The sequence below is a fragment of the Fluviispira sanaruensis genome, from assembly GCF_004295685.1.
Classification (GTDB): domain Bacteria; phylum Bdellovibrionota_B; class Oligoflexia; order Silvanigrellales; family Silvanigrellaceae; genus Silvanigrella; species Silvanigrella sanaruensis.
Window position 1 is genome coordinate 668,872 of record NZ_AP019368.1, and the last position, 25,766, is coordinate 694,637.

Consider the following 25,766-nt stretch of genomic DNA (forward strand, 5'->3'; position numbering starts at 1 on the left):
ATAAAGTCATCGGTACAGTTTGAGATTCTTTGATTGAGGTGTATCTAACTCTTTTCTGCAAATAAATTTATTCTATCTTTATGATTAAGTGTCGCCAAAGAATGAAACAAAATTGACTCTTAATTATTGGTATAAAGATATTTTAGGAGGAGAAGAAAATGAAAGAAAGAAATATTTTTGATATACACTCAGTTTACCTAAAATCGCGAGTGAACGATACGTCTCAATGGGAGCGTATTGAAGGGGTGAATGACGGACAGGCTCGTTTGGACAATAAAATGGAGCAAAATATTATTGTCGAAAGTCCAAAACTAAATAAAGCATCCAAAGCTAAATTAAAAAATATAGATTTTAATGGTGCTGTTAGAAGAGTCATTAAATTTTTGAAATAGATTACTATAAAAATTTATTTTCTGATTTAAATTTCTCACTCCGCTCCACTTAGGTCTGTCTAGGTGGTTTTTTTTTGCCTGAGTTTCATTAAGTATAGCATTTGGCTGCATTGCGATAAATTGTGCGATAACCTGTTCTTTTCCATAAATTCTGCATAAGATAAACTAACTTGGGATTGTGCTCTTCACTTTCTTTAAGTGCCCTTGCTATGGTTTCACTCCATTTTGTATTTTCTAAATTTTCCCATGCTGTATCGTATGAATTTTCATAAATTGCATGTAAATCTACTAAATCCTTTCGTTTGGGAAAATCGGCTTTAGAAAATAAAATACAGAGCATTCCTACCCAGTAGTTTTTAATGGCAAAAAATTGATATTCCAGTGTTAGTTCATTAGCAATTTTTTCCATTGCATACAATGAAGTGAGCAGATGGAGAATGACAAAATCACCTGGCTTTGCTAAGTAAACAATTGTCATTGCATAATAAAGCTGCTCCCAAGTTAAAGATATTTCTTGCCGCATAATCCAATCAGGTTCTTGATAGATTAGGGGATGTCCCTCATTTAATATTCTTACAATTCTATATTGCAAAGATTTATCTAGGTCTGGATGAATTTTTTGCGCTGCACGGGAAGATTTATCAGAAATTAAATTTTCTGCCCAATTATGAAGTTCATCATAATTGCTTTCCCATTTTTCTGCTATTCGCAATATGGATTTTATGACGGATTCATCTTTCAGGAGTTGGCTTTGTTTGGCAAAAAGACATTCTGGCCGACATGAGATAAAAGAAAAAGCCATATACGCAAGACCTTCAATCTTCATACAGCGATTGTTTACGCTCAGACCCCACCCCAGGTGAATGGTTGCATGGGCTAAGGAGCCTGCCCAACCTGGCAGTAATTCCGGCAGATATTTTTTTAATAATTGCTCTCTGCCCAATTCTTTTTCTTGTTGGTCAAAAAAGTTAAAATAGGAAGAATAGCTCGTGCGCTGGCCGAAAAAATCTTTCCAATTATTTTCTGAAATAGAATAAAGAGAAGGTTTAGATGTCTCAGAAACGAGATCAGTCTTAGTTATGTACGCTTTAAGGTATGCTTTAATAATTTCTGTATCTGCCCCTAAACCTGAGAGGGCAATGACTGCATGTTTGGCATGATTCGTTGCATATCTGGAATACTCAATATAATATGTCCTGTCATTTAGCAGTTCTTCTATTTCTTTATTTTGTTGCATGTTAGAAACCTTTCTAAAAATTAGAATTGATTATCATAAATATTCAATAGCTATCTAGAACAAAAATTAAAGCTCTTATATTCTTAATTTTTGACTGTGTTTCTTTATAGGCATCATTTTTTGCTAGATACGAAACAAATTAATTTATTGCTACAACTTTTCATAGTTCCAAAATTATATAAAAAAATTTTACTGTCAATTTTTATTATATAATTAATATATTTTCAAAAAATTTACTTTATATTATCTGAATTTTTAGGGTAAGTTTTATGCTAAATTATTATTATAGTCAGCTTTCATCAATAAATATCTCTCACCGCTCCATGTGGTTTTTAACCATGCTGAGTTATTTTTTATATCCCAGACACTCACTAATTTTGCTTGTCTTCTGTCCACATGATCTTGAAAAAAAGCTGCTTTTATATACTCTGGAGTGATTACAATGAGTGGTTCCGTACCTGCTGTTTTGTTTTGTATATTTTGTGTGCTTACGTTTTGAATGTCTAAATTTGGAAATTCAGTATGCGCGGCCATAATTTTTGTTTTTATGCCATTTTCGAAATCACTTTTAACTTCCCAATAAAATATACCTCCATGTTGAGCTTGAAATCTTTTTGATTTTCGCAGCCTCTCGTACAAATTTTTATTTTCTGTGATAAGTGGTTTTTCTCCATTATAATCAGCAAAGCAAAAGAGGTCATGATCTCCGTATATTTTTTTATTTGGAACTATTTTTAAATATAAGAATGGTTCTTTGACGAGAACAATATCTTTATATTTTGTCTTATATTCTCGATCTTCTTCAAAAAACTCATAAGTTCTACTCTCAAAAGTGTTTTTTAATTTCACTGCAAGTTGATTGTCTATAAAATGCTTTTGTTTTATTTTTTTTAAAGTATTATCCCAAATTTCCTCTTTGAGCGGGAGGAATGATTTCTTAAATTCTGCGAGTGATTTAATTTCAAAACCAAACTTAATTCTTTCATCAGCAAAAGGTTTATAGTGCACTACAGCGCCAATATCTAAAGGAAGAATTTTTGGATTGAGAAGAGTATCCTCATATTTGCAGGTTTTATTTTTTATTTCTCTGGGCTTTGTGGGATGACCAACCTCGTTGGCCCAAAAAGCACTGCAAATTGTTGGACGTATGACTATCGATAGTCTAAATTGTCGTGCAATATAATAAGCTTCTAGTAAAGCGCCTTTGACCATATTGTTAATAATATATTCTTGTTCTGCATCTTTTTGTAGTGGGTTCAAAATATTTTTTTTCTTAAGATTATAGAGACGATTTAAAAATAAATCACGGTCATATATTGGTGAAAGATCGGCTTCATTATAAGCAAAAACTTCATCTTTAAAATAATTTTTCCTTAGCAAGAAGTCTTTAAACATTTTTTTTTGTAGGAGGTCAAAATTTTTGAGACGAAGCATAAAAAGATCTCCTTTTTAAGATTTTAATAATAATTATAAATAAAATAAAAATTTATTTTTTTATTGAATCTACATTATACATCATAAAAAACGAATTATGTAGATTCAAAAAAAATATAAGCAAAAAACGTACCATAACTTAACAAATAGAATTTAAGGTTGTTAACTTAGAATAAAATGGGTTTAAAAATTTAAAAAAATGTATTTCACTTTTTAAAAGGCGCCCATAAATATGAATTTTTATGTATTCAATTATGAATACATAAGTTTCTCCTGGGCTTGATTGACAATTGGGGTGAGGCATGACAGTTTTCAACTGTTGATGGTTTTAAGAACTTTAATATTATTTTTGCAAATATTTTAAAGTTACATAAATGAAAAGGGAATTTAGTGCGAATCTAAAACTGTCCCGCAGCGGTATGAAAGAACGAAATCTGCGTTATAGCACTGGATATCTGGGAAGCTGCAGAGATTAGGAATCATATAGAACGTATATGTGTGCTTTTAAGTCCGAAGACCTGCCATCATGCACTCAATGTAGGTGCTTATAGATCAAGATCCGAGGGGATCTTACTGTAAAAAAGAATAAAGTTATGTTCAAAATAATAAGTGTATATTGTTGCACTTTGTCATTTGCTGTTTTGGCGCAAAATTCAATTCCGCATCCTTCTGCTTTTGAAAGTTCACAAAATCCAAAAGCTATCTCTGATACTCTTGAAAATAAGCAAAGCTCAATAGTGATCCCTGTCATTCCTGAAAGTGACAAAACGGAAATATTATCCGAAGCACAGAAAAAAAATCAAATTGCGCAGGAGTCTGTTGAAAATCCTGCGCAATTAAATGTCAATCAAGAAAATGTTTCGTCGCAAATCGTGCCTGGCAGTGCTGCAGTTCCTAAATCTATTTCTGACCTCGTTGATAAAGTAACAACTGCACAGGTGGAACACTTTGGTGGAGAAGCAGGAGCACTCAGGGTTCGCTTACGCGGTGCACGTGCTTTTGAACCGACTTACTATTTCAATGGATTTGTTTTAACAGGGGCTGGCAGTGGGGAACAGAATTTAAATTTATTGCCTGTTACCTTTATTGGTCGATTGAATGTTTATCCCGACTCTCCACCTTTTTGGCTCAGTTCAATGGGCATTGCAGGAGATATCAATGTTCAAGCATGTCGTAGGCTAGATTGTTTTTTTTATGGGAAAAGTAATATTAACAATTTATACAAACTTGAAACACGTATAGGTTCTTTTGGTTATAAAGAAGTATCCACCTCACATTCACTTAAGCTTGGGCAGAAGAGTGAAATATATTCGACGCTCGATTATACAACCAGCCAAGAAAATTACTCAGTATTTAACAATAGAAATTCTAATTTAAATGCAGATGTTGGAACTTATGAAAAACTACAAAATAATGATTTTTCAAAAACAAGCGGTGGTTTAGGCTTTACGAGTTATCATGATTTATTTGGCAAAATAAATTATGATTTTATTTTTGGCTTGCAGAATAAAGGCGTACCCGCTCCTGTTGGCAGTCAAGCGGGTATACAAAGACTTGAGCGCAATATATTTTTAGGTTTGCTCCGCACTGAAAAATTTTTCGCTGAAAATGGTTTGCTGTGGAATAGCCAAATTGGTTTCCTTTACAATACAAGTGAAAATAAAAGTTTTAATTCTACCACAAATTACGTTGCTCAGGCTGAGTCTTCATCTAATACTTCTTTGCAAGCAAAAACTTATTTTATTTTACCCTCAAGTCTTATCAGCCAAGAGCAGACAGGTCTGAGTTTAGATATTATTTATGCGACTCAATCAACAAATACGACCGTGCCGAACTCTGCTTCTTCCATGAATAGTCATGTGCAGGTTGAGCGCGCTGAAATTCGTCCAGGTTTGTTTGAAGCGGTTATTTTTCCAATGCATAGAAATTGGACTCTGTCAGTCAATGCCAATACATGGATCTCAATGGCAAATTCCAATGTGAATATGAATTCAAATTATCCAAGTATAAGTAATATATCATCATATGAAAACACAGAGCGTGAAAAGCCTACTGTGGGGTATACTTTTTCCTTGCAAAATAAAATTTTTAATACCGTTCAATATATTCGTTATGTTAAGTCACAAAGAAGACCTTATTTATCTGAAATATATGGCTCACCAGAGGGAGTTATACCCAATGTCAATCTCATAGCAGAAAGCAGTCAGAAAATAGAAACGGGATTTAATTTTCCATTGGGCGAGTTTGGTTATTTTTATGCAAAAGATAGCGATCTTATTTTTCTTATTCCTGTTTCCCAAATTTTTTTTCAATACAATAATATTGAAGACAGTTCGCGCAATGGATTCTTTTTAAATCTAGACACGAACTTAACTCGTTACTGGAATATTGGTTTTTCCTATCAATATTTGCTTGCAAAAATGCTTTATAATGGCGAAGAAACCGACGTTCCTCGTTCTGCAATCCATTCTGTAAATACCGCAACTGCAGTTGAAAATATTCCACTTGGGTCGATTTTTAATTATGAAACGCAATTGGGTGTTTATGCAAATGTTAATTGGCAGAGTTCTTTTTATTTGGATTACACCAATGGCAGTCAGATGGATATACCGCCTATTTATAACTCTGGTTTGGCTTTTTCTTTTTATAATTATTTATCTGCGCAAAAATTATCTCTTTCCTTTGATATTTATAATTTAGCCAATGAGTCATTTGCAACCTTAACAAGTTCTTCTGGTTCAGTGCAAAGTGTTCAGTCAAATGGTTATCTTGGTTATCCTCCCCCTGGTCGGCGTATTTATTTAACTCTTTCGGGAGAATTTTAGTATGAAAAGATATTCATTTTTAATGCTCATGTTATCTTTTAATTTAGCTATTGGCTGTGGTACGAAAAAACAAAATGTTGTTCCCACTATAAATTTGACTTCGGATCAAGTTTTTTTTACGAGTTATGATTATACTGCTAAATTTAATGAACTTTACTCAATTGATTTGATGACAAAAAAATTTAAAATATTGCGGCACATAGATGCTTCCTCCGATACAGAAGCTTATCAAATAAACGATGGAGCTGGAAACTTAGAGCATTTTTATCATGTGGAAAAATTTTCTCAGAAGTTTAACACGCGGGTGACAAATTATACAAGCATTTATCGGCAAAATGAAAATGTTAATTTCCCTATGAATAATCGAGATATTATTCTCCATAATGGAAAACTACTAGGGATTGGTTATGATGATCAAAAAATAATTAAAACCGATTTGAAGTTAAATGAAGAAATTCGAGCTACTTTTATCAAAGGACTTGAACGGGGGACTGAAGATGTTGCTTCAACCGATAAAAATATAACTTCAATTTTGATTGCTAGAGAACGTGTGTTTATCGTATCTGGCGGTTCTTATGACGATAATGATATAGGAAAAGAAGATAAAAAACCAAAAATATACTTATTAAACGAAGAGTTAAATGCTGTGGAAAAATCATGGTCCATGCAGCATTGTTTTAATGCATTTTCTATGCAAAGAATCGAAAATAATAGTAAACTATTAGTATCATGCAATCCTGATTATGGAGCTAACAAAAAAATTCCGTCCTTTGTCTTAATTAATGCTAATGAGATTGATTTTAACATTCCAAAACTTTCAGATCAGGCAGAGAAAAAAATTCTTACACAACAGTATAATTCTGCAGAAAGCTATATGATTTCTCTTAATGGTATTTCTGCAGACAAGAAAAGTGTTTTAATTACAGAATATAGCGCTTGGCAAGTTGTTAAAAACTCCTACTGGTATAACATCGAAACAGAAGCAATTTCACCCACTAAAAATGTTGCTGGTCACGTTATTTATAATAAAAAATACAATTCATATTTATATAGCTGTCACCTTAAGGGCAAGGAGTGTGAGAACGGTGTGTGTAAAACTGTTGAATGCGAAAAAGATAAATTTGTCCTCGCAAAAGATATGTATGGAACGGACCCAGAATTAATCGACGTGAAGGTAAAAGGAAGTTTTTCTGGCTTTGCCAAAGTATTGAACTGATCCTTTGTGCAGAGATATTTTAAATCCCTGCGTGCAGCCGATTTTGCTTGCTAAGGGTGCTTAAAAGCAGGTAATCCTGAGCACGGATATCTGCCATCGTGCAGGACGTGGGTTTTATTTAAAATATGAAAGTTTAAACAATGTCTTTATCTCTCCTTTTTTACTGTCGTGCAGGTGTTGAGAATGACTGCGCTGCGGAAATCATGGCCTACACAGCCGCTAAGAATGTACAAGGCTTTGTTAAAGCTAAACAAAATACTGCACACGTGTTATTTCAGGCACACAGTCGAGAGGAGTTGATGGCTCTTTGGAATGACATTCAGATTCGCGATTTTATTTTTGTCAGACAAATCTTATTGGCATCTGAACTTATGAGCAATCTGCCAGATAAAGGCAGAACTGTGCCTATCCTACAGGCTTTTGAAGAAAATTTTTCTTCTGTTTTAGCAGGTAAAAAGTATTTAGATGATCTTTTTGTTGAGGCTCTTGATGTTGAAGTGCATAAAGAAGTTTTAACTTTTTGTAAGAAATTTACGAGTCCCATGCTCTCGGAGTTGCGCAAAAATGGATATGTGATTGGCGACAAAATGCAGAGAGCTCTTCGCTTACATTTGCTTTTTTTAACAGGACAATCATGCTATATTGCACTTTGTGCGCCGAAAAAGGCCTCTCAATGGTTTATGGGTATACCTCGCCTTAAATTTCCAGCCGATGCCCCCAGTCGTTCAACTCTGAAACTGGAGGAGGCCTTCTTTGCTTTTATCAACGAAAATGATCGGGAAGAACGATTGAAAGCAGGAATGACAGCTGTTGACTTAGGAGCTTGCCCAGGTGGCTGGACTTATCAGTTTGTCCGTAGAAATATTTATGTTTTCGCAATCGACAATGGCGAAATGGATTCAAAGCTGATGAGAACAGGGCTAGTAGAACATCTTAAAGAAGATGGCTTTAAATTTAGAACGAAAAAACCTGTTGATTGGCTTGTCTGCGATATGGTCGAGCGACCTTCTAAGGTAACTGACTTGATGATTGAATGGGCTACTTTAAAATTAGCCAATGAATTTATTTTTAATTTAAAATTACCTATGAAAAAGAAGTACCAAGAAGTCACGGCATGCCTTGAAAAAATTCGCTGCGAACTTGATCAAGAGGGTATTGCTTACGAGCTGAAGAGCCGCCAGTTGTATCATGACCGTGACGAAGTCACAGTTTGGTTAAAACTTAAAAGAAAGTAAGAAATTTTATTTGCTAGAAAAAATAAAATATGTCACTTTGCTTTAAATAAAAGAATTTTGCAAAGGGGTTTTTATGTTTTTGCGAGTGAATGAAAGTATATATTTCGATCATTTAAATTTCAATTTAGCGAAAGATCTTGCAGATATTATCGAGAAAAATCGCAGTTATTTAAAACAGTGGCTTCCTTGGCTTAACCATTCAAATTCAACATCTGACAGCGAACAATTTATTAAAAAATGTATGCAGGATTACGGGGACAAGAAATCATTAACTCTCGCTATTTTTTATGAAAATACCTTGGTCGGCCTAATCTCTTTTAATGAGATTCATTTAGAAAAAAATACAACTAAAATAGGTTATTGGCTCGTTGAAAGTCATATGGGACAAGGGATTATGTCAGCCGCTTGTAAAACATTTATCCAATATGGTATGGCGGAATTAAATTTAAAAAAGTTTATCATCTGCTGTGCAAAACAAAACCATAAGAGCAATGCAATTCCTTTGCGCTTAGGATTTACAAAAGTTGAGGAAGTGAAGGATGCTGAATGGCTGTATGATCACTTTGTCGATCACAATGTGTATGAGCTGCAAAGCTATTAATATATTAAATCTCCGAATTAAACCCGTTTAAATAATTTTAACGGGCCGGTAATAATTATTTTAAATAATGAATTTCAGCTTTCTTTAATTCAGAAATAAGTGCTTCAACGTCATCAGAATTGGTATTAAAGGAAGTAACCAAACGAATGAGTGAAGTTTTTTCCATTAAATCTTCAGCAAAGACATAGAAATAATATTTTTTAGCGAATTCATCTTTCATGGATGTTGGTAATTCAATAAATATTTCATTAGCATCGACTGGGTAACAAATTCTTAAGCTTTTTATTTCTTGAATTTCATTAACAATTTTCTTTGCCATGTTATTTGAATTCTTTGCGCATTCCAGCCAGAGATCATTTTTTAAATATGCTAAAAATTGCGCAGGAATAAAGCGCATTTTTGAGAAGAGTTGCATAGATTGCTTATGAATATATTCAAAGTCTTTAATAAGGGATTTATTAAAAATAATAACCGCTTCTGCAAGCAGGGCACCATTTTTTGTCGCACCAAAAGAAAGGATATCGATACCAACATCAGCAGTTAATTCTTTTAGGGATTTATTTAAGGCAGCTGCAGCATTGGCTAAGCGTGCTCCATCCATATGGACAATCATGGATTTAGCATGGGCAAAGTCACAAATTTCTTTTAACTCTTCGGTGGTGTAAACAGTGCCATATTCTGTTACCTGAGTTAAAGAAACAATCTTAGGATAATTGTGGCGGATCGGATGTATGGAATTAAAGTATTTTTTAAGACTGTCTAAACTTATTTTTCCATTATCATTCTGAATAGTAAAGAGTTTTGCACCTGTAAAGTTTTCAAAAGCTCCGCATTCATCTTGGGCAATATGGGCAATATCCGAGCACAAAACGCCATCTATAGACCTGAGTGCAGCCTGTAAAGCAACGACATTTGAGGCGGTTCCAGTGGCAAAGAAATAAACTTCACATTCGGTTTGAAAGATACGTCTAAACTCTTCTTTTGCATGGACTGAGTATGTGTCTTTTCCATATGGAAGCTCAGTCACAAGCATGGATTCATTAATAATTTTAATGATTTCAGGATGAGCTCCAACGTAATTATCACTCGCAAATTGCGTAATTTTGTATTCTTGCATGAAAAAACCCTAATATATAAAGAAGCCGCTTGCCAAAGTGAAGTCAAATTTGCTAGCTTCATTTTTGGTTTGGGCATCTTAAGCACAAATCATATGTAAAGGAAACTCTTTTATAGGAATTCCCTCATGAATTTCACTCTAAATATTAGCATAGTCGAAAAGTTTTCAAGATTAATTGCAAATCGTGCGTTGCCATCCTGCCATCCTTCTTCTGCTCATCATTCTTTCCATCATTAAAATACTTTCTGTTAAAATTTGATTGAATTATAAATAAAGTCTTTTAATATCTGTTTCTTTTTTAAGTCTGAAACTGTATATACAAAAAAGTATTAAATGTTTAAAAAATAAATTGCTAAATATTTTATTTTTTATTTTATAAAAGGATGAAATCTTATGAAATTATGTAAAAAATTAGCTACTGTCCTCATCTCACTTTCTATGTGCGGAGTATCTTTTGCGGATGAAAAAAAAGACAATAGTTTTTTAAATATTCAAAAAAAAGGAGAAATTCGAGTTTGTTCTCAAGCGGGTTTCATTCCATTTGAAATGAAAGATAAATTAGGTGAATGGAAAGGTTTTGATGTAGATATTATGCGGAAATTTGCTGAGTTACATTCAGTAAAGTTAACAATGCTCGATACAACTCTTGATGGTCTTATCCCGGCATTGATGACAAATAAATGTGATCTGATTGCTTCGGGTTTGACTGTTACCGAAAAGAGAGCCAAAGCTGTTCTTTTTTCAAAACCTGTTTTTAAAGTGAAAATCACTGCAGCATTTTTAGACACTGCTGAGAATAGGGTCAAATTTAAAAACTTTTCAGATATTGATAAAAGCGGTATTAAAATCGCCTCACACACCGGTTCAGCAGCAACCTTGTACTTAAGAAAAACAATTAAAAATGCAAATCATTTACAATTTGATAGCGAAAGTGCTGAAGTCGATGCTCTCAAGCAAAAGAGAGCGCATGTCTTTGTCGATGATAATGTTTTTATCGAACAAGCTTCGAAAGAAATGAATATTAAATTTTATACCCTTGACTCGCAGCAGGAAGGAGATCTTGCAATAGCAGCAAGAAAAAATGATGTTGCACTCATTGAGAAGTTTAATAATTTTTTAGAGATGATTGATAAAAATGGACAATATGAGAAAATCAAAAAGGTCTACTTTAACTGATTCTGCTTTTTTGGAGAAATCTATGACTACAACTCATTTTTATGAATATCTTTCTCAACCGCCTCAATCGAATGAGCAAGAATTTGCAATAAAAAATTTGTTTCGCATAGCTCGTACTAAGAACCCCTCCGATGCGGAAGGTATTTTGCAAAGTTTAAAAGCACTTGATTTGAGTTCTTTTCCTGAAACAAAAAAAAATTTAATGGATTCATCTTTTTTTAAATTCATGCCCCATTTGACTTCTTTAAATTTAGATTACCAAAGTATTACAAATGTAAATGATATATTATTTTTAAGCTCTCTCCAAAGAATCTCATTTAAGGGAGTAGGGCTTAATGAATTTTCATTTTTATTTCCCCTTGAAAATATAGAAGAGCTTATTCTCGAAGAAAATAATATAACGAGTTTAATTGGTATTGAAAAATTCACAAACCTTAAACTTCTTTCTTTAAAGAAGAATAAATTGCGGAAGATTGATGAAGTCGCAAAAATAGAAAAATTAGTGAGTTTGAATGTTTCAGAAAATGATATTTCAGATATTTCTTTTATTAAATTAATGTCACATCTGAAGTTTTTCTCTGCGAATAAGAACATGATTGAGGATGTGAGTTCTGTTGAAAAAGTTAAAAATTTAAATACTTTGAGCCTGGCTGAGAACCAAATTAACAACGTCGAACCCTTGCAATATTTAATTAGTCTGACAAAACTTGATTTGCGCAAAAATAAGATTAGAAATATAAAATGTCTCAAAGAACTGAGGAATTTGTTTGAACTGGGTTTATCAGGAAATCCTCTTTATGATGATGACTACGATTTATTTCCGAGATCATTAAGGATTGAATAAATATGCATGGGAACAAAGTCATTAATCATAGGATTATTTTTTTGGTTATTCTCTTTTTAGTTCCCATTTCACAAGTCTCAATAGATATATACTCCCCATCTTTGCCCAAAATCGTTACATCTCTTTCTACAGATTCAAGTGCAGTGCAAAAAACGGTTTCATTATTTTTAATTTCTCTTGGCTTGGGGCAATTTTTTTATGGACCTATTTCAGATAGGTTTGGTCGCAAAAAAGCACTGCTGTATGGTATGATTATATTCACTATCAGTAGTATTATGTGCGTATTTGCAGAAAGTATAGAATTTTTAATACTTGCTCGATTTATTCAAGGCTTTTCCTCTGCCTCTATTGCTGTGCTCTCAAAAGCAGTTTCAGTTGACTTGTATACAGGCGTTGAGCTTATGAAAGCGACAGCATGGGTCGGATTGGTTTGGGGCGTTTCACCCATTATTGCTCCTGTCATTGGTGCTTATCTCGATAAATTTGGCGGATGGCGTTTGCCTTTTATTGCCCTAAGTATTTATGGTTTTATTTCCTGTATCGTTATTCTTTTATTCATGCAAGAGACGAACACATCGCCGCAAAACTTAAATATTAAGAAAATTCTCATTAATTCTCTTAAAGTTGTGAAGAATAAAGATTTTTTATGTTCAACTATAATTGTGGCTGCAACAAATTTAGGGATCTTTTCATTTACCATGATGGGCCCCTTTCTTATTCAAGATATTATGGGTAAAAGTGAGGTTTTTTATGGACAAATGGCTTTATTAGTTGGCCTTGTATATATGTTAGGTGCATTTGCGAGCCGTTTTGTGATAAAGTATTTTGAAGGGCAAAAAATCATTCATTTGATTTCAACCCTTTTGCTCATAATGGGAATATTAATGGTTCTTCTTTCGTTTATTTTTCCACTTTCCATTTTTTTATTTATGCTTTCATCTTGCATGGTCGCATTCGCTTCAGGTATTCTATATCCCTATTTAGTTTCGATTATGTTTGCTCCATTTAAAAATTTAGCTGGGACAGTCAGTTCAAATTATGGAGTTATCTCATATACATTTTCAGGACTTGTCACAATATTTACAGGTTATCTTGTCATCACATCCATTCGTGAAATTGCATATACTTATGCAATGGTTGGAATTATAACTTATATCGCTATGAAAGTTATGTATTATTTACCTTCAAGAATTTAACAGTTTTATAAAAAAATTTATTTTTAATATAGTATATTAATTAACGCTGGGAAAGAAAAAATATATGTGTAATTATATAAATTTTCGCAATCTATCGTAAATAAATTTATAATTTCACAAATTTTTTAATAATTATTACTTTTTGCGCTGAATCTGAATCTAATACAAATAATAGTTTTTCTAAACTTTATTTTTCAGAACAAAATGGATTGCATATTTTGTCAGAAGTGGAACAGCAAAATGGAAATAAATATTTCATTTTGTCTGCCGAAGTGAATCCTTACAAACGCTCCATATCAATCGTTCGTTCTGAGTATGATTTTTCACGTAGCTAAAAAGTTTCTGTTGCGGCAAAAAGTGAAAATGCCATGTTTGCTATTAATGGTGGTTTTATTAAAATATTTAATGAACAGAGTCATTCTCTACTAAATAAGTATTTACAAACGAATAATTTAAATTCAAATAGATTTTCATATTATGCATTGCCCAAAAAAACTTTAAAAATAAACAATACTTGGTATGGTACGAATACATCTTGGCACAGTGCGGTGGGGTGGAATATTATTGAAAAATATTAAGTTCTTTTCCAAATAAATATTTCTTTGTGCAAAAATTTGCACGCAGCGCTATGTGCCAACTTAAAAATTGTAATATTCTATTTGTGACATTGGGTGAAAGAGATGTGACAGAAAAGGAAAACATGGTGCTTCCATTCAGACTTGGGCAGAAATATTACACCAAAAAGGCTGCGAGAATGCAATTAATTTAGATGGAAGCGGCTCTTCCGCGCTTTATTTTTAGATGTTATTGTTGTTAAATTATATATTAAACTTTAATTAAGTTTTTATTTATATTGGATTATGTTCAAAATTATTGAACATATTTATGCTCTTTATCCAGTGCCTTGATATCGGATCATCAAAGGCACATAGATTAGGATGAAAATAATTAAAATTAAATACGCGACCAATCATATTTAACTCTTTACTAAGGGCTATAGATTGAAAACTTTGTTGATTACAAATAATTTGAGTTGGTTTTGGTTCAACCTGGTATTTATTATCAAGTGCACTTAAAAAACCGGGAATATTTGGATTGAAATTTATAGTGCAAAGAGCATTTAAAATTGCGCTTTTAACAAAATATTCCCCTGAAATTTTTTCTTTGGCAGGATCAAAACCAAAGTCATAGGGTTGAGTTGGAACAGTGTTATATATGCTTGCTGGGATAAATAAGAATTTATCATTCCCCATATTTTCTGCTTGAATTATGCTTTTAATTGAATAAACTTTTCTTAGATTTCCTTCGTTTGCAAAATTCTGGTGAGCTATTTTCACTCCTTCAACAAAAGAGAGGCATTTTTCATTAGCATCTCCATTAAAGCAATTACTTAAGCTTTTTGTACTGTAATCCATCAGTTTTTCATATTTTGAAATTAAAGTTTTTATATCTCCTCTGAGCGACATAGGAACAAAAATTTGTAATTGTTTGTCAGAAATTACATTTTCATAAAATTTGGTTAAATAGATTTTATTTTCTAAGTCCTGATGATATTGATTATTAAGATAATCAATGGCGTTTTTTGTTTCAGGAGTTAAAGGTTTTGTCCCATCATTTATCCCGTAGGAAGAATACTTTTCGATAGCTGGGTTAAAATAATATAAACTGTTTTGATTGTTGATATCGATTCCGCTCTGGAAGTCTCCCTGTGCATAAGAAATAATACTATCGATGATTTGATTGCAGGCTTGAATATTGTCTTTGCTGCAATTGTTAATGGGATATCCTGCTTCACTAGGCTTACCAAATATATGTGCAAGCTTTCTTGGGTCGCCGCCATTTTGTATGGCTCTCACAGTTAAGGTTGCGGATATTCCTTTTTGGGAAACGGCACTCTTAAATGCTTGAGTTATGCTTGCAATTCCAGATATACTTGCCTTAAAATTTGTATCAAACTCTGTTTTATCTTGAGCAGAATTGAAATTTAGCGTTACAGTTGTGATTAAACTAGCGCCAGCCTTACTATTTATTATAAATGAATCTCCACATATTTCAATAAATTTTTGTTGCGCAAGCGCTTTTGCAGCAGTCTGATTTAATAGATCGGTACCGTAGTCATCGGGTAGATCATAATTTGCATCTGCGGAGTAAGTTTGAATAAATGTAAAATTGTCTGTGTAACGTGAGTCAGTAACATCTTTTAAATAACTTGCATTTGCAGTTGCTGAAAACGATGCGTAAGAAATCTCAGCTCCAGCAGAAATATTAAGTACGGAAGAGAGATCTTTCAGTGAAACAGATCTTGAGAAATTAATTTGTCCTGATAAATTTCCGAATTTTATATTTTTGGGATCTTTATTGTTTTTAAAGCAATTAAACGACATAGGCATGCCAAAAACTTTTATCATACCGTTTCCAGGGGTCGAGTTATCAGTATTTGATGCTCTTATTTCCCCTATTTTTTTTATTTGTGTTTGCTCTTTTGCTAAAAGGGATAGTGGCAGAAACATGCAAACGGGAATATAAAGCTTTTTAAGCAGCTGCATCGCTATAATTCCTTTCAATATTTAAATTCAAGTTTGACGCTTGCTCTATTTAAAATTATTATTTGCCATGTGTCCAGAATTGTATTAATAATAAACAAAGTTTTATTTTAATATAAATTACTTATATATTGGTCGCTTTATATAAAACATATTTATAAATCAGAATTAAATCTGAAAAATGTTGCTTCTTTTTTATATATAATGTATTTAATTTATCTATTTTTTATTATGAAGGGGATTCTCAGTGAATGTGTCTGCTCAACTTGAAGTTTTAAAAAGACAAAAACAAAACCTTATCCAGAAAATTCCTGTAATAAAACATTTTTTTGTCGATCTTCAGTTTCCGCAGTCTGGTGAAAAAGTTTCTTTTTTGCCTATCCGCTGTTTTAGAGATTTTATCTTACATGAGCAATATTCGCATGAAAATTCAAATAATTTTAAAATATTTAACTCGAGCGGGAGTACAGGCAATAAGCCTTCACAACATATCTTTTCACATAAAGCATTGATTGATTATGAGCAAAATACCTGTGAAGGTTTTTTGTCTTTTTTAGAGCGAAACAATTTAAATAAAAACACGCCGATTGTATCTCTTGTACCATCTGTAAAAGATTGGCCGAATAGTTCTCTTTCTGCAATGATAAGTATGTTTGAAAGGAAAGGGCTCAATATCCTATGGTGTGATCTTGAGGAGTCTTTAGAAAATATTGTAAAATGTTTAAAAGATATTCAAACCCACTCTGCATGCGTTATTTTTGGCACTTCTTTTCATCATTTTATGCTTGCTCACCTGTCAAACTCTGAATTGAAAGAGCGTATGCAAGTTGAATTCTCCCGCCTTAAGCTATCGATCATAGATACAGGTGGAACCAAAGGCAGAACGCAGGCATTTACTCTCGAAGAAGGCTTAGCCATTCTAAAGAGTTTTTATAAAACCGAGACTCTAGACATCTTTTCTGAATATGGCATGTGTGAGCTAGGCTCTCAGGCTTGGTCGAGTCAAAAAATTCATGATGGGTCATTTCAATGCAATGAAACTTTACAACCATTTGCAGTTTCAATTGAGCAGAAATCAATTTTACCATTAAACGAAACTGGATTTTTGGCTTTTATAGATTCTGTTAATTATGAATCTTATGGAGCCATTATAACCGAAGATATTGGTTATTGTTTTGCGCATAATGCATTCAAGCTAATAGGTCGTGGTCCCGACTCCACTCTTAAAGGTTGTAGTTTGAACTTAAGAGCTATTTACAATTTTGAAAAGAAATCTCACAAACTTTTGATAGAAAATAATAACTTTAAAAATAAGCAGTTCGTTCTACATGAAATAATATCCCAATTAACAATGTGTGAATGGAATAGCACTGTCATCAACGATTTAGAACAGACTCTTGCCAGTATCGAAAAAGGTATCCCCACAGACAAGAATTATAAGAATAAAGATATTCTTATTATTTCAGCAGCAAATACTCCAATTGCTTGGGTTTATCCTTATCTTATTGCAGCTGAAAGTGGGGCGAAGTCAATCGTTATTAAGGTACCAAGCTTGCGTTTAGATGATTATTATTCTGGAGTTGTTTTAAAATATACTTACGATCTCATACGATTGATTGCCAATCTTTATGCTCAGGTTTATACTTATATCGATCAAGGTAAATCAATTGCCCATACTTTCAACGAGTATGATTTTGTTTTAACTTTTGGTAGCGAAGAAACCTTAACAACAATTTCAAAGCAAATTGATCCTTATAAAACAAGCTTTATTGGCAAAGGAGATATTAAAAACTCGTTGGTAGTAAATACTGTACTCCACGCTCCTAACTTGATTGCGCAAAACTGCAGCGTTTGGAATGGACGTGGGTGCTTAACTCCTGTTGCTTTGTTTTTAAATAGCGAAACAACTTGCTTTGAAAAGTGGGTAAAACTATTTGCATTTGATTTTGAAAATACTTTTATAGAGCGCGCAAAATTGGGGGAACCAGAATTCATCCGACAATTTTGTCATTCACACAATCTTTTATATGTATCTAGCCAAATACGAAATATTGGGATTGATATTCAAAAAGTTATACATAGAGGAAAAAGAACCTGTGTTATTGATTTATCAAGCTATACAGAAGACGAGTTGAATTCTTTTCATCCGGATTTTAGCTTTGGAGGGTGTGGATTTATATATATTTTTAATGAAAAGCTAAAATCTAGATTTACTGAGCTTAAAAGTTTAAATATTTTTCCTGAAATTCAGAATTTTTCTTTTTAATTTTTATCTTTTATATCTGGATCCTCGATGCCATATTTGGTTAATAGATTTTTATAAATTTCACTCTTCTTAAATTCTATGATATTATCATCAAATATTTTTTTATACTCTCCCGCTTTTTTACTTTTCATTGAAAATCCAACGTAATTTATATCTAAATTTAAAACTCCGGCTTGTTTCAAATTTTTTTGTAATTTTTTGTTCTTGATAAAATGCATTATGACGCCTTCGTTGTCACAAATGAAATCTAATCTATCCGCTAAGATCATCTTAATAATTTTTTCAGTAGCGTCTTCGCCAGAAATAATAGATACTTTACCGCTTTTTTTCTCTGTCTCGTTTTTAATATATTTGTCAAATTCAGGATTTATACTGGAATAGTCAAAGCCATTCTGAACTCCGAGTCGAAGATTCCCTATTGATTTTAGTCCGTTGAAACTCCACGGAGTGTTTTTTCGGGTAAAGCAGCTTATTTTGTACTTTATAAAAACATTATTTGAAAGAGTGATTTTACTATATTGGTTAGCCTCTATGATTGGAGTTAAATCATAACTTCCTCGTTCCAGTTCATTCACTGCTCTTTGCCAGGGCATGTATTCAAATGTCAACTTATGGCCGAATTTTTTATATATTTCAATTAAAACATCATTATTTAGTCCCTTAAGACCTTTGTTTTTTTCTGGAATGCAAATATAAGGGCAATACTCAACTGCAGTGACTTTAATAACGTCCGCAAAAAGATTAAAATGAAAGATTAAAAAGATAGAATAAAATATTATTTTTTTCATTACTCATTTATCCTTTTTTGATTTTAAGGTTTATTTTTTGCATCTTTATTGAACTTATTAAGTAATTGATTAATGATATTGTGTTTTTGTGACTCAGTAATACCAGTGTCTAAGATTTTTTTTATCAAATTTGCATTTCCAGTCTTTTTACTGATCATTACAAAATAATTTTGTTTTGGCATAACTACGTTTGGGATATAAGCAAGGTCATTTAAACTGATTAATCCTTTACTTGCTATGAAATTTACAACTTCAAGTTGCTCAATCGCAAAATCAAATCGGCCTATTTGCAGTTTTTGAAATAATAATTCTCTATTTGTGGAGCCTGAATCCATAATCACTTTATTTTCAAAATATTTGTAATTAAAACCTAAATATCCTCCAACAGTATAATTTTTAAAATCCTCTAATTTATTAATAATAGGTTTTTTCTTGAAACGTTTTTTTACATAAAATAAAACCATATTTGTTGAATAAAGCGGTTCTTCAGTGAAAAAGGCATACGCCTGTCTCTCTGGATTGATTGAAGCATTGGGAACGACATCGATATTCCCATTTTGTATTTCTGCCAGACACCTTTTCCAGGGAAGAAGAACATTTTCGGTTTTTATATTATTTTTCTTAAAAATTTTTTGGATTGTCTCAACTGCTACGCCCGTTATAGAATCTGTCCCTTTAGAATTGCCATTCTTGAGCATTAGATAGGGAGGTTTTAAGCCGTCTTCCCAACAGATAGTTACTTTTTTGAGCTCTGTCGAATAACATATGTTCGTTTGTATTAAAAAATATAGTATTGTGGTAAATTTTAAAATTGAGAAATGAATCATAAAGAAAATCCTACTCAAATTTAATACGAAATTTTCTTTCTATCATGTTTCTTATAAATGATTTTAATTTAATCTTGCACAAATGCGAAGATAAGAAACAAAAAAAGATCATACCTGTGATGATATGATCTTTTTTTGACTCTATTAAAAGTTTTGTAATTATGCCAAGTGCCCTTCAAGTGCGGTGAGATTGGCAGCAGTAATTTTCACGGGTAGAATCAATCCCATAATATTTCTCGGAGAATGTACTTTTACCAAGCGTCCTTCGTTAGAGCGGCCATACCAAGTGTTTTCATCTTTTCGATTTTTATAAAGAATGAGAACATCTCGAACTTTACCAATTTCTCCAAGATTTTGTCTTTCCGTTTCTTTCTTTTGGAGATCAAGTAAGATTTGCAGACGTCTGTCCTTAACATCTTCCGGAACTTGATCTTTAAAGCGTGTGGCAGGAGTCCCTTTACGAATTGAGTATTTAAAAGCATAAATAAAAGCATATTGCATTTCTTTTACGAGACTGAGTGTGTTTGCAAAATCTTCATCTGTTTCACCGGGAAAACCAACAATAATATCTGTGCTAAAAGCAATTTCAGGGCGTACATTGCGGATCCATTGTACGCGTTCAAAATATTCGGCCCGGGTATATTGGCGATTCATCCTGTCAAGAATGCGATCACTGCCTGATTGAACAGCTAGGTGAAAAGAATTTGTTACTTTAGGTAATTTTGCAAAGGCATCGGCAAGCTGCGGAGTAAAGTCGTGTGGGTTTGAAGTTGTAAAACGAATACGCTCTACTTCAGGAATATTGCTGACAGTGTGTAATAAATCCGCAAATGGGAGTTTTCCATTTGATGAATGAACATCTGCAGCACCAATAAGGTCAAGTCCGTAAGAATTTACATTTTGCCCTAGCAAAATAATTTCTTTAACTCCTTTTTTAACAAGGAAATTAATTTCATCTATAATTTCATTTTCAGGACGGCTTTTTTCTCTCCCGCGCGTATATGGTACAACACAGAATGTACAAAAGTTATTACAACCTTTTATAATGTTAACGTAACGAGTGACTTCATTTTTGTTTTCATCATAATAAGGAGGAATTACATCGATTGGAATGGAATAGCCTTGCTCTTTATTATCAAATTTAGTTAACACATAAGGTTTGTGCTTATGTGTTGTATATGTTTCTTCAGTTTTGCATTCAAGATCGTTTTTTTTAATTATTTTTTCAATTAATTGAGGCAATTCTTCAATTTGATCGGGACCAAAGATCATATCAATATAAGGAACTTCTTTGGCAAGGGCTTGTGACTCTGCTTGAGCCACACATCCTGCTACAGCAATAATAATATTAGGATTCGCTTCTTTTAAAGGTTTGATTTCGCCGAGACGACTGACCACTTTATGCCGTGCTTTTTCACGAATATGGCAAGTATTTAAAAGAATAAAATCTGCATCATTTAGGTTTTCAGTTGGCCTATAATTTAACGTACCAAGAAGTCCAAGCATGCGCTCAGAATCGGCAACATTCATTTGGCAACCCCAAGTTTGCATATATACTTTCTTTAAATAGGTCTCATTTTTTTCACCAACATTTGGATAATTGACTTGCGGTTTGTGCATATATTTAGCAAACAATGCTTCAGGTCCGCTAGCTATGGAGGTATCTAATGTAATTTTATTTTTAATTCCAAACATGATTGATCCTATTTAAAGTAACAAAGCAAAATTAACGTTTCTTTTGTTTTTTTAATTTTTCTTCTTTTTTTCTTTTCTTCATCCGGTTGATTTCCGCAAGATCGGCTGAGCTCAGTCCACCGCCCATTCCGCCGGGCATAGAAGGCGAGCCACCGCCACCAAACATATTTGCCAATCCGCCCATGCCTCCACCAGGCATACCGCCGCCACCCATCATCTTTGCCATTTTCGCCATATTTGCCATTTGATTTAGCTGTCCAAGCCCTGGAATTTTAGAGAGTATTCCCCCTCCACCGAGCCCCATACCGCTCATCATCTGCATCATTTGTCGCATTTGCATGAACTGATCGACGAGATCTTTTACTTCTTTTTCACTGTGCGCAGAGCCTTTGGCAATACGGGCAATACGACCGCGTGCTGATTGTGATTTTTGTATAAGGAGAAGATCTGGGGTTTCACGTTCTTGTACAGTCATCGATTGAACAATTGCACCTTTACGAGTCAGATCTTTATCTTTGACTTTGTCCATATCCTTCTCGGAAATTTGTCCAGCAAGAGGGGTTTTGGCAATTATGTCTTTAATAGGACCCATTTTTCCAATTGTCCCTATCATTTCAAGAAAGTCATTGAAGTCGAAATGACCTTCCATCATGCGATTTGCACTTTTTTCGGCTTTTTCAACGTCAATAGCTTTGCCAAAATCGTCCATCAAACCGACGACATCGCCCATGCCTAGGATACGGCCTGCCATACCGTCTGGACGGAACTCTTCGAGTTTTTCGAGGGATTCGCCTGTACCGACAAATAAGATGTTTTTACCGGTGACTTTCTTTACAGAAAGAGCTGCTCCGCCGCGGGTATCACCATCTAATTTAGTTAAAATAACTCCCGATAAATTGAGGCGTTGATCGAACGATGAAGCTGTGCGTACGGCATCTTGTCCAATCATAGAGTCAATCACGAGAAGGATATTTTGCGGATTGACTTTCGCTTTTATGGATTCGAGTTCAGTCATGAGATTGTTATCGATTGCAAGGCGTCCTGCGGTATCGATAATGACAAGATCTAGCCATTCGCTGCGGGCAAATTCAATTCCTTTTTCTGCAATTTCAACCGCATCATTGGTATCTAAGGAAAAGACGGGGACATTGATTTTATCCCCTAATATTTTCAACTGATCGCGGGCTGCTGGGCGGTAGACATCGGCGGCAACAAGCAGCGGTCTCATTTTGTGACGCTCTGCTAATAGCTTAGCTAATTTCGCTGCATGGGTCGTTTTTCCTGCGCCCTGTAGGCCAACGAGCAATATAACTGTTGGCCCTTTGGTGTTTTTAATAATTTCTGTTTGATTACCGCCTAAAAAGTCAACGAGTTCGTCATGACAAGTCTTTATAAAATGATCTCCAGCTGAGACCTTTTGACCTGACTTTGCCTTGAGTTGAACGACTTCATCGAGGGCTTTTCCGCGGACGTTTTCGAGAAATTGTTTAGTTACTTTAAGATCGACATCAGCATCGAGAAGCGATCTTTTAATTGCATCAAGCGCTGGCGATATATTTTCATCAGTCAAGCGGGTTTGCCCCTTAAGCTTGAGAGATGCGTCTTTAAATCCTTGGGTGACTAAGTCAAACATTTTTGTAACCTTTCCACAAAAAATCAACTACAAACGTGATTCTATAACTCTCGCAATAGGCAAAGGTCAATGTAAATTCACGCATACTCTTAGCAGTGGTTTTGCAGCTAGAGCTTTGCTAGGCTGAACAGAAATCGCACTGGAGACATTTAAAAGACTCTGGTATTCAGAGCATGTGCAAAGACAACGCACTTATTAAGGAGAATGAATTATGTCTGATATCGTATTCGTATTTCCAGGGCAAGGAAGCCAAACCGTTGGAATGGGTAAAGAAATCTCAGAGCAATTTCAGGAGTTTAAGGAGACATTGCAAGAAGCTTCCGATTCACTTGGTTTTAACATGGAACGCCTGTGTTTTGAAGATCCTGAAGCGAAATTAAATTTAACTGAATTCACGCAACCCGCTATTTTGGCAATTAGTATAGCTACATTGCGTGTTTTACAAAAAAGGGCAGGAGTCAATCCCACTCTTGTTGCTGGCCATAGTTTAGGTGAATATTCGGCTCTTGTTTCTTTAGGTGCCCTTGATTTTTCCGACGCCTTGCGTGCTGTACACTTTAGAGGTCAAGCGATGCAGCGTGCTGTTCCAGTGGGTGTTGGAGCAATGGCAGCTTATTTGGGCAATTCTGGCGAACTTATTCCTGCAATTTGTAAAGAAGTTTCTACGAATGATTGCAAAGTTGAAGTTGTTAATTTCAATTCCCCTGGGCAGCTCGTTTTAAGTGGACATAAAAATGCAGTGGCAAAAGTATGCGAAGAGGTTTCCGCAAGGAAATTAGGAAGAGCAAAAGAGCTCCCTGTCAGTGCGCCTTTTCATTCCTCTCTTATGCAACCGGCAGCAAATGAAATGGCTGTGTTTCTGTCTAAAATTCCATTGCGCGCTTTTTCTGGAAAAATCGTTGCAAATGTGGATGCAAAATTACATACTGCGCAGTCTTATTCTCATGAAACGCTTGTAAAACAAATAGCAAATGCTGTTTTGTGGACACAATCTTTAGCAATATTACAAGACGCTGCGCCACAATCTATTTGGGTAGAAGTGGGCCCAGGAAAAGTCTTACAAGGACTCACTAAAAAAACTTATGAGACAGTCAATTGCCTAGGAACTCAAGATTTAACTTCTCTTAAGTCTACAATTGAAACTCTCTCAAAATAAACTTGGAGTAATAAACAAAGTGCCTAAATTAAAGTCACAAGAAGATATCTTAAAAATGCGTGAAGCAGGCAGACTTGCTGCCCATACTCTTAAGCATGCTGGTTCAGTTATTAAGCCTGGTGTAAGTACAGAAGAAATAAACACAGCAGTGCATGAGTATATTATTTCTCATGGTGCTTATCCAAGCCCTTTGAACTATAAAGGATATCCTAAATCCGTTTGTACAAGTATTAATGATGTTATTTGTCATGGAATACCAAGTAAAACTGAAGTTTTAAAAGAAGGCGATATTATAAACGTTGATGTCACAGTTACTTTAGATGGATACTTTGGTGATTGTTCAAGAACTTTTTTTGTTGGTGAGCATATTTCGGAAGAGAGTATTAAAGTAACAAATGTTGCCGAAGAGTGCCTGGCTCGCGGCATAGCAGTCGCTAAACATGGGAGTCGATTGGGCGATGTGGGTTGGGCCATTCAAAGCTATGCTGAAAAAGAAGGATGTGGAGTGGTAAGAGATTTTGTTGGGCATGGAATTGGAAAAGTATTTCATGAACCCGATTTGCAGGTTCCACATTATGGTCGCTCAGGAACAGGCCTAAAAATTGTCAGAGGCATGATTTTTACCATTGAACCTATGATCAATGCTGGGGACTGGCGCATGAAAATGATGAAAGATGGCTGGACTTCTAAAACTTTGGACGGTAAACCATCTGCACAATTCGAACATACTATTGCAATTGTTGGAAATGGCATTGAAATTCTAACTGCGCTTGAGGATGACCCTATTGCTATCAGAGCAAAGGCTTTGGGAGCAAATATTCTCTGGCCTGAATTAAAGGTTTAATAAATATTTATGTTCCATACTGAGAATCTAACTATAATAAATATCATGGCTGCTTCTGTAGATGGTAAGATTTCTGCTCATAAATTGGAGTCTACGGAAGATAGAAATCAAAGTGGTTTAGTTTGTAATGAAGATTTTTTGCGTATGAGAAAATTAGTAGCAACTTGTGATGCTGTTTTTTTAGGTGCAAGAACATTATCTACAGAAAAAGGTGCTTTTAGAGTTGCAAATTTAACACCAAAACAAGCAGAACCAGAGTGGATAGTTTTTACACGCAGCGGAGAAATTTCATTTTCTCATGAATTTTGGCAACAAAAAAATATACCTAAAAGTATTTTTTTTGTGTCTTCATTCAATAAAAGCGATGAACCATTTCTTAAAATTGAAGAGAAACAATTTCCTTTTGCAACTATTAATTGCTATTTAGGCAATATTATAGGACTTCTTCAGTATTTAAAAGAAAAAAATTATAAAAAGATTGCTTTATTAGGTGGTGGAGAGTTGAATGCTGCTTTTTGGGAACAAAAACTTGTTGATGAGTTATTTATAACTATAAGCCCAATAATTATTGGAAATAAAAACGCTCCTGCATTGATAAGTTCTGAAACAATTTTAAAAAGCATACTTGAATGTGAAAAAGTTTCTCAATCTGGTGACTTTATTTTTATTGACTATAAAGTTAAGAAATAATATACCGCATTATCTTTTATTTTTTAAACAAAATTATATGGATATTAATTT

At 33.9% G+C, this 25,766-nt stretch carries 21 protein-coding genes, 1 pseudogene and 1 riboswitch; of the genes and pseudogenes, 14 read left to right on the forward strand and 8 right to left on the reverse strand.

The window, feature by feature from the left end; genetic code table 11:
- The first annotated feature begins 158 nt into the window (after positions 1–158).
- Positions 159–392 carry a hypothetical protein gene (locus EZS29_RS02930; RefSeq protein WP_130606360.1) on the forward strand — a complete coding sequence of 78 codons (234 nt, stop codon included), beginning with the start codon at positions 159–161 and terminating at the stop codon, positions 390–392.
- An 88-nt stretch (positions 393–480) separates the two neighbouring features.
- Here EZS29_RS02930 and EZS29_RS02935 read toward each other — a convergent pair whose 3' ends face one another.
- Together EZS29_RS02935 and EZS29_RS02940 are read right to left on the reverse strand one after the other, a co-directional pair.
- Positions 481–1,629 (reverse strand): questin oxidase family protein, encoded by a 1,149-nt coding sequence (locus tag EZS29_RS02935; protein WP_130606362.1) that lies wholly within the window; start codon positions 1,627–1,629, stop codon positions 481–483.
- A 267-nt stretch (positions 1,630–1,896) separates the two neighbouring features.
- The gene (locus EZS29_RS02940) at positions 1,897–3,063 is read right to left on the reverse strand and encodes a hypothetical protein (protein ID WP_130606364.1); all 1,167 of its coding nucleotides are present in this window, start codon (positions 3,061–3,063) and stop codon (positions 1,897–1,899) included.
- A gap of 336 nt (positions 3,064–3,399) precedes the next feature.
- Positions 3,400–3,599: riboswitch (cobalamin riboswitch) on the forward strand.
- 57 nt (positions 3,600–3,656) lie between these two features.
- Between EZS29_RS02940 and EZS29_RS02945 the strand changes: the two genes are divergently transcribed.
- From EZS29_RS02945 to EZS29_RS02960, 4 genes are all read left to right on the forward strand, one after another.
- A complete protein-coding gene (locus EZS29_RS02945; protein WP_130606366.1) occupies positions 3,657–5,888 on the forward strand; it encodes a TonB-dependent receptor plug domain-containing protein in 2,232 nt (743 codons plus the stop codon).
- Between the two features lies 1 nt (position 5,889).
- Complete coding sequence (locus tag EZS29_RS02950; RefSeq protein ID WP_130606368.1) at positions 5,890–7,104, forward strand: hypothetical protein; 1,215 nt, start codon at positions 5,890–5,892, stop codon at positions 7,102–7,104.
- 140 nt (positions 7,105–7,244) lie between these two features.
- Positions 7,245–8,339, forward strand: coding sequence for a 23S rRNA (cytidine(2498)-2'-O)-methyltransferase RlmM (gene rlmM / locus EZS29_RS02955; protein WP_130606370.1), 1,095 nt, complete (start codon positions 7,245–7,247; stop codon positions 8,337–8,339).
- A 73-nt stretch (positions 8,340–8,412) separates the two neighbouring features.
- Complete coding sequence (locus EZS29_RS02960) at positions 8,413–8,940, forward strand: GNAT family N-acetyltransferase (protein WP_130606372.1); 528 nt, start codon at positions 8,413–8,415, stop codon at positions 8,938–8,940.
- A 55-nt stretch (positions 8,941–8,995) separates the two neighbouring features.
- Here the strand turns inward: EZS29_RS02960 and EZS29_RS02965 are convergent, their stop codons facing one another.
- Positions 8,996–10,057, reverse strand: coding sequence for a threonine aldolase family protein (locus tag EZS29_RS02965; protein ID WP_130606374.1), 1,062 nt, complete (start codon positions 10,055–10,057; stop codon positions 8,996–8,998).
- A gap of 393 nt (positions 10,058–10,450) precedes the next feature.
- On the opposite strand from EZS29_RS02965, the gene EZS29_RS02970 reads away from it, so the two are divergent.
- The 5 genes and pseudogenes from EZS29_RS02970 to EZS29_RS16310 form a co-directional block, all read left to right on the forward strand.
- Positions 10,451–11,233, forward strand: coding sequence for a transporter substrate-binding domain-containing protein (locus EZS29_RS02970; RefSeq protein WP_130606376.1), 783 nt, complete (start codon positions 10,451–10,453; stop codon positions 11,231–11,233).
- 22 nt (positions 11,234–11,255) lie between these two features.
- Positions 11,256–12,077 carry a leucine-rich repeat domain-containing protein gene (locus tag EZS29_RS02975; protein ID WP_172603744.1) on the forward strand — a complete coding sequence of 274 codons (822 nt, stop codon included), beginning with the start codon at positions 11,256–11,258 and terminating at the stop codon, positions 12,075–12,077.
- Positions 12,078–12,118: 41 nt separating this feature from the next.
- Entirely contained in the window at positions 12,119–13,273 is a 1,155-nt protein-coding gene (locus EZS29_RS02980; RefSeq protein ID WP_172603745.1) for a multidrug effflux MFS transporter, read from the forward strand.
- Positions 13,274–13,641: 368 nt separating this feature from the next.
- Positions 13,642–13,851, forward strand: a complete 210-nt coding sequence (locus tag EZS29_RS02985) for a hypothetical protein (RefSeq protein WP_130606382.1) — start codon at positions 13,642–13,644, stop codon at positions 13,849–13,851.
- Positions 13,852–13,966: 115 nt separating this feature from the next.
- Positions 13,967–14,074: pseudogene (locus tag EZS29_RS16310) on the forward strand (phosphodiester glycosidase family protein); the annotation flags it as partial.
- A gap of 47 nt (positions 14,075–14,121) precedes the next feature.
- Here the strand turns inward: EZS29_RS16310 and EZS29_RS02995 are convergent.
- Positions 14,122–15,819 carry a hypothetical protein gene (locus EZS29_RS02995; RefSeq protein ID WP_130606384.1) on the reverse strand — a complete coding sequence of 566 codons (1,698 nt, stop codon included), beginning with the start codon at positions 15,817–15,819 and terminating at the stop codon, positions 14,122–14,124.
- Between the two features lie 244 nt (positions 15,820–16,063).
- Here EZS29_RS02995 and EZS29_RS03000 point away from each other — a divergent pair, with 244 nt between their 5' ends.
- On the forward strand, positions 16,064–18,082 hold the full coding sequence (locus EZS29_RS03000) for a hypothetical protein (RefSeq protein WP_130606387.1): 2,019 nt from the start codon (positions 16,064–16,066) through the stop codon (positions 18,080–18,082).
- On the opposite strand, the gene EZS29_RS03005 is transcribed toward EZS29_RS03000, so the two are convergent.
- From EZS29_RS03005 to ffh, 4 genes are all read right to left on the reverse strand, one after another.
- Positions 18,079–18,870, reverse strand: coding sequence for a substrate-binding periplasmic protein (locus EZS29_RS03005; RefSeq protein WP_130606389.1), 792 nt, complete (start codon positions 18,868–18,870; stop codon positions 18,079–18,081). The genes EZS29_RS03000 and EZS29_RS03005 overlap by 4 nt on opposite strands.
- Positions 18,871–18,893: 23 nt before the next feature.
- Entirely contained in the window at positions 18,894–19,697 is an 804-nt protein-coding gene (locus tag EZS29_RS03010; protein ID WP_130606391.1) for a substrate-binding periplasmic protein, read from the reverse strand.
- A gap of 159 nt (positions 19,698–19,856) precedes the next feature.
- Positions 19,857–21,392, reverse strand: coding sequence for a tRNA (N6-isopentenyl adenosine(37)-C2)-methylthiotransferase MiaB (gene miaB, locus EZS29_RS03015; protein ID WP_130606394.1), 1,536 nt, complete (start codon positions 21,390–21,392; stop codon positions 19,857–19,859).
- 31 nt (positions 21,393–21,423) lie between these two features.
- The gene (ffh, locus tag EZS29_RS03020) at positions 21,424–23,025 is read right to left on the reverse strand and encodes a signal recognition particle protein (protein ID WP_130606396.1); all 1,602 of its coding nucleotides are present in this window, start codon (positions 23,023–23,025) and stop codon (positions 21,424–21,426) included.
- Between the two features lie 211 nt (positions 23,026–23,236).
- Between ffh and fabD the strand changes: the two genes are divergently transcribed.
- From fabD to EZS29_RS03035, 3 genes are read left to right on the forward strand one after another with little or no spacing between them, the layout of a single operon-like run.
- Complete coding sequence (gene fabD, locus EZS29_RS03025) at positions 23,237–24,181, forward strand: ACP S-malonyltransferase (RefSeq protein WP_130606398.1); 945 nt, start codon at positions 23,237–23,239, stop codon at positions 24,179–24,181.
- Between the two features lie 19 nt (positions 24,182–24,200).
- Positions 24,201–25,025 carry a type I methionyl aminopeptidase gene (gene map, locus EZS29_RS03030; RefSeq protein WP_216678710.1) on the forward strand — a complete coding sequence of 275 codons (825 nt, stop codon included), beginning with the start codon at positions 24,201–24,203 and terminating at the stop codon, positions 25,023–25,025.
- Positions 25,026–25,034: 9 nt separating this feature from the next.
- Positions 25,035–25,715, forward strand: coding sequence for a dihydrofolate reductase family protein (locus tag EZS29_RS03035; protein ID WP_130606400.1), 681 nt, complete (start codon positions 25,035–25,037; stop codon positions 25,713–25,715).
- Positions 25,716–25,766: the final 51 nt, after the last annotated feature.

Bases quoted from the DNA above. Each gene is read 5' to 3' on its own strand.
- EZS29_RS02940 (WP_130606364.1), bottom strand. From the start codon at position 3,063: ATGCTTCGTCTCAAAAATTTTGACCTCCTACAAAAAAAAATGTTTAAA.
- EZS29_RS02935 (WP_130606362.1), bottom strand. From the start codon at position 1,629: ATGCAACAAAATAAAGAAATAGAAGAACTGCTAAATGACAGGACATAT.
- EZS29_RS02945 (WP_130606366.1), top strand. From the start codon at position 3,657: ATGTTCAAAATAATAAGTGTATATTGTTGCACTTTGTCATTTGCTGTT.
- EZS29_RS03010 (WP_130606391.1), bottom strand. From the start codon at position 19,697: ATGATTCATTTCTCAATTTTAAAATTTACCACAATACTATATTTTTTA.
- EZS29_RS02985 (WP_130606382.1), top strand. From the start codon at position 13,642: ATGTTTGCTATTAATGGTGGTTTTATTAAAATATTTAATGAACAGAGT.
- EZS29_RS03035 (WP_130606400.1), top strand. From the start codon at position 25,035: ATGTTCCATACTGAGAATCTAACTATAATAAATATCATGGCTGCTTCT.
- EZS29_RS02950 (WP_130606368.1), top strand. From the start codon at position 5,890: ATGAAAAGATATTCATTTTTAATGCTCATGTTATCTTTTAATTTAGCT.
- rlmM (WP_130606370.1), top strand. From the start codon at position 7,245: ATGTCTTTATCTCTCCTTTTTTACTGTCGTGCAGGTGTTGAGAATGAC.
- EZS29_RS02930 (WP_130606360.1), top strand. From the start codon at position 159: ATGAAAGAAAGAAATATTTTTGATATACACTCAGTTTACCTAAAATCG.
- fabD (WP_130606398.1), top strand. From the start codon at position 23,237: ATGTCTGATATCGTATTCGTATTTCCAGGGCAAGGAAGCCAAACCGTT.
- EZS29_RS03005 (WP_130606389.1), bottom strand. From the start codon at position 18,870: ATGAAAAAAATAATATTTTATTCTATCTTTTTAATCTTTCATTTTAAT.
- ffh (WP_130606396.1), bottom strand. From the start codon at position 23,025: ATGTTTGACTTAGTCACCCAAGGATTTAAAGACGCATCTCTCAAGCTT.
- EZS29_RS02965 (WP_130606374.1), bottom strand. From the start codon at position 10,057: ATGCAAGAATACAAAATTACGCAATTTGCGAGTGATAATTACGTTGGA.
- EZS29_RS02960 (WP_130606372.1), top strand. From the start codon at position 8,413: ATGTTTTTGCGAGTGAATGAAAGTATATATTTCGATCATTTAAATTTC.
- EZS29_RS02970 (WP_130606376.1), top strand. From the start codon at position 10,451: ATGAAATTATGTAAAAAATTAGCTACTGTCCTCATCTCACTTTCTATG.
- miaB (WP_130606394.1), bottom strand. From the start codon at position 21,392: ATGTTTGGAATTAAAAATAAAATTACATTAGATACCTCCATAGCTAGC.
- EZS29_RS02995 (WP_130606384.1), bottom strand. From the start codon at position 15,819: ATGCAGCTGCTTAAAAAGCTTTATATTCCCGTTTGCATGTTTCTGCCA.
- EZS29_RS02975 (WP_172603744.1), top strand. From the start codon at position 11,256: ATGACTACAACTCATTTTTATGAATATCTTTCTCAACCGCCTCAATCG.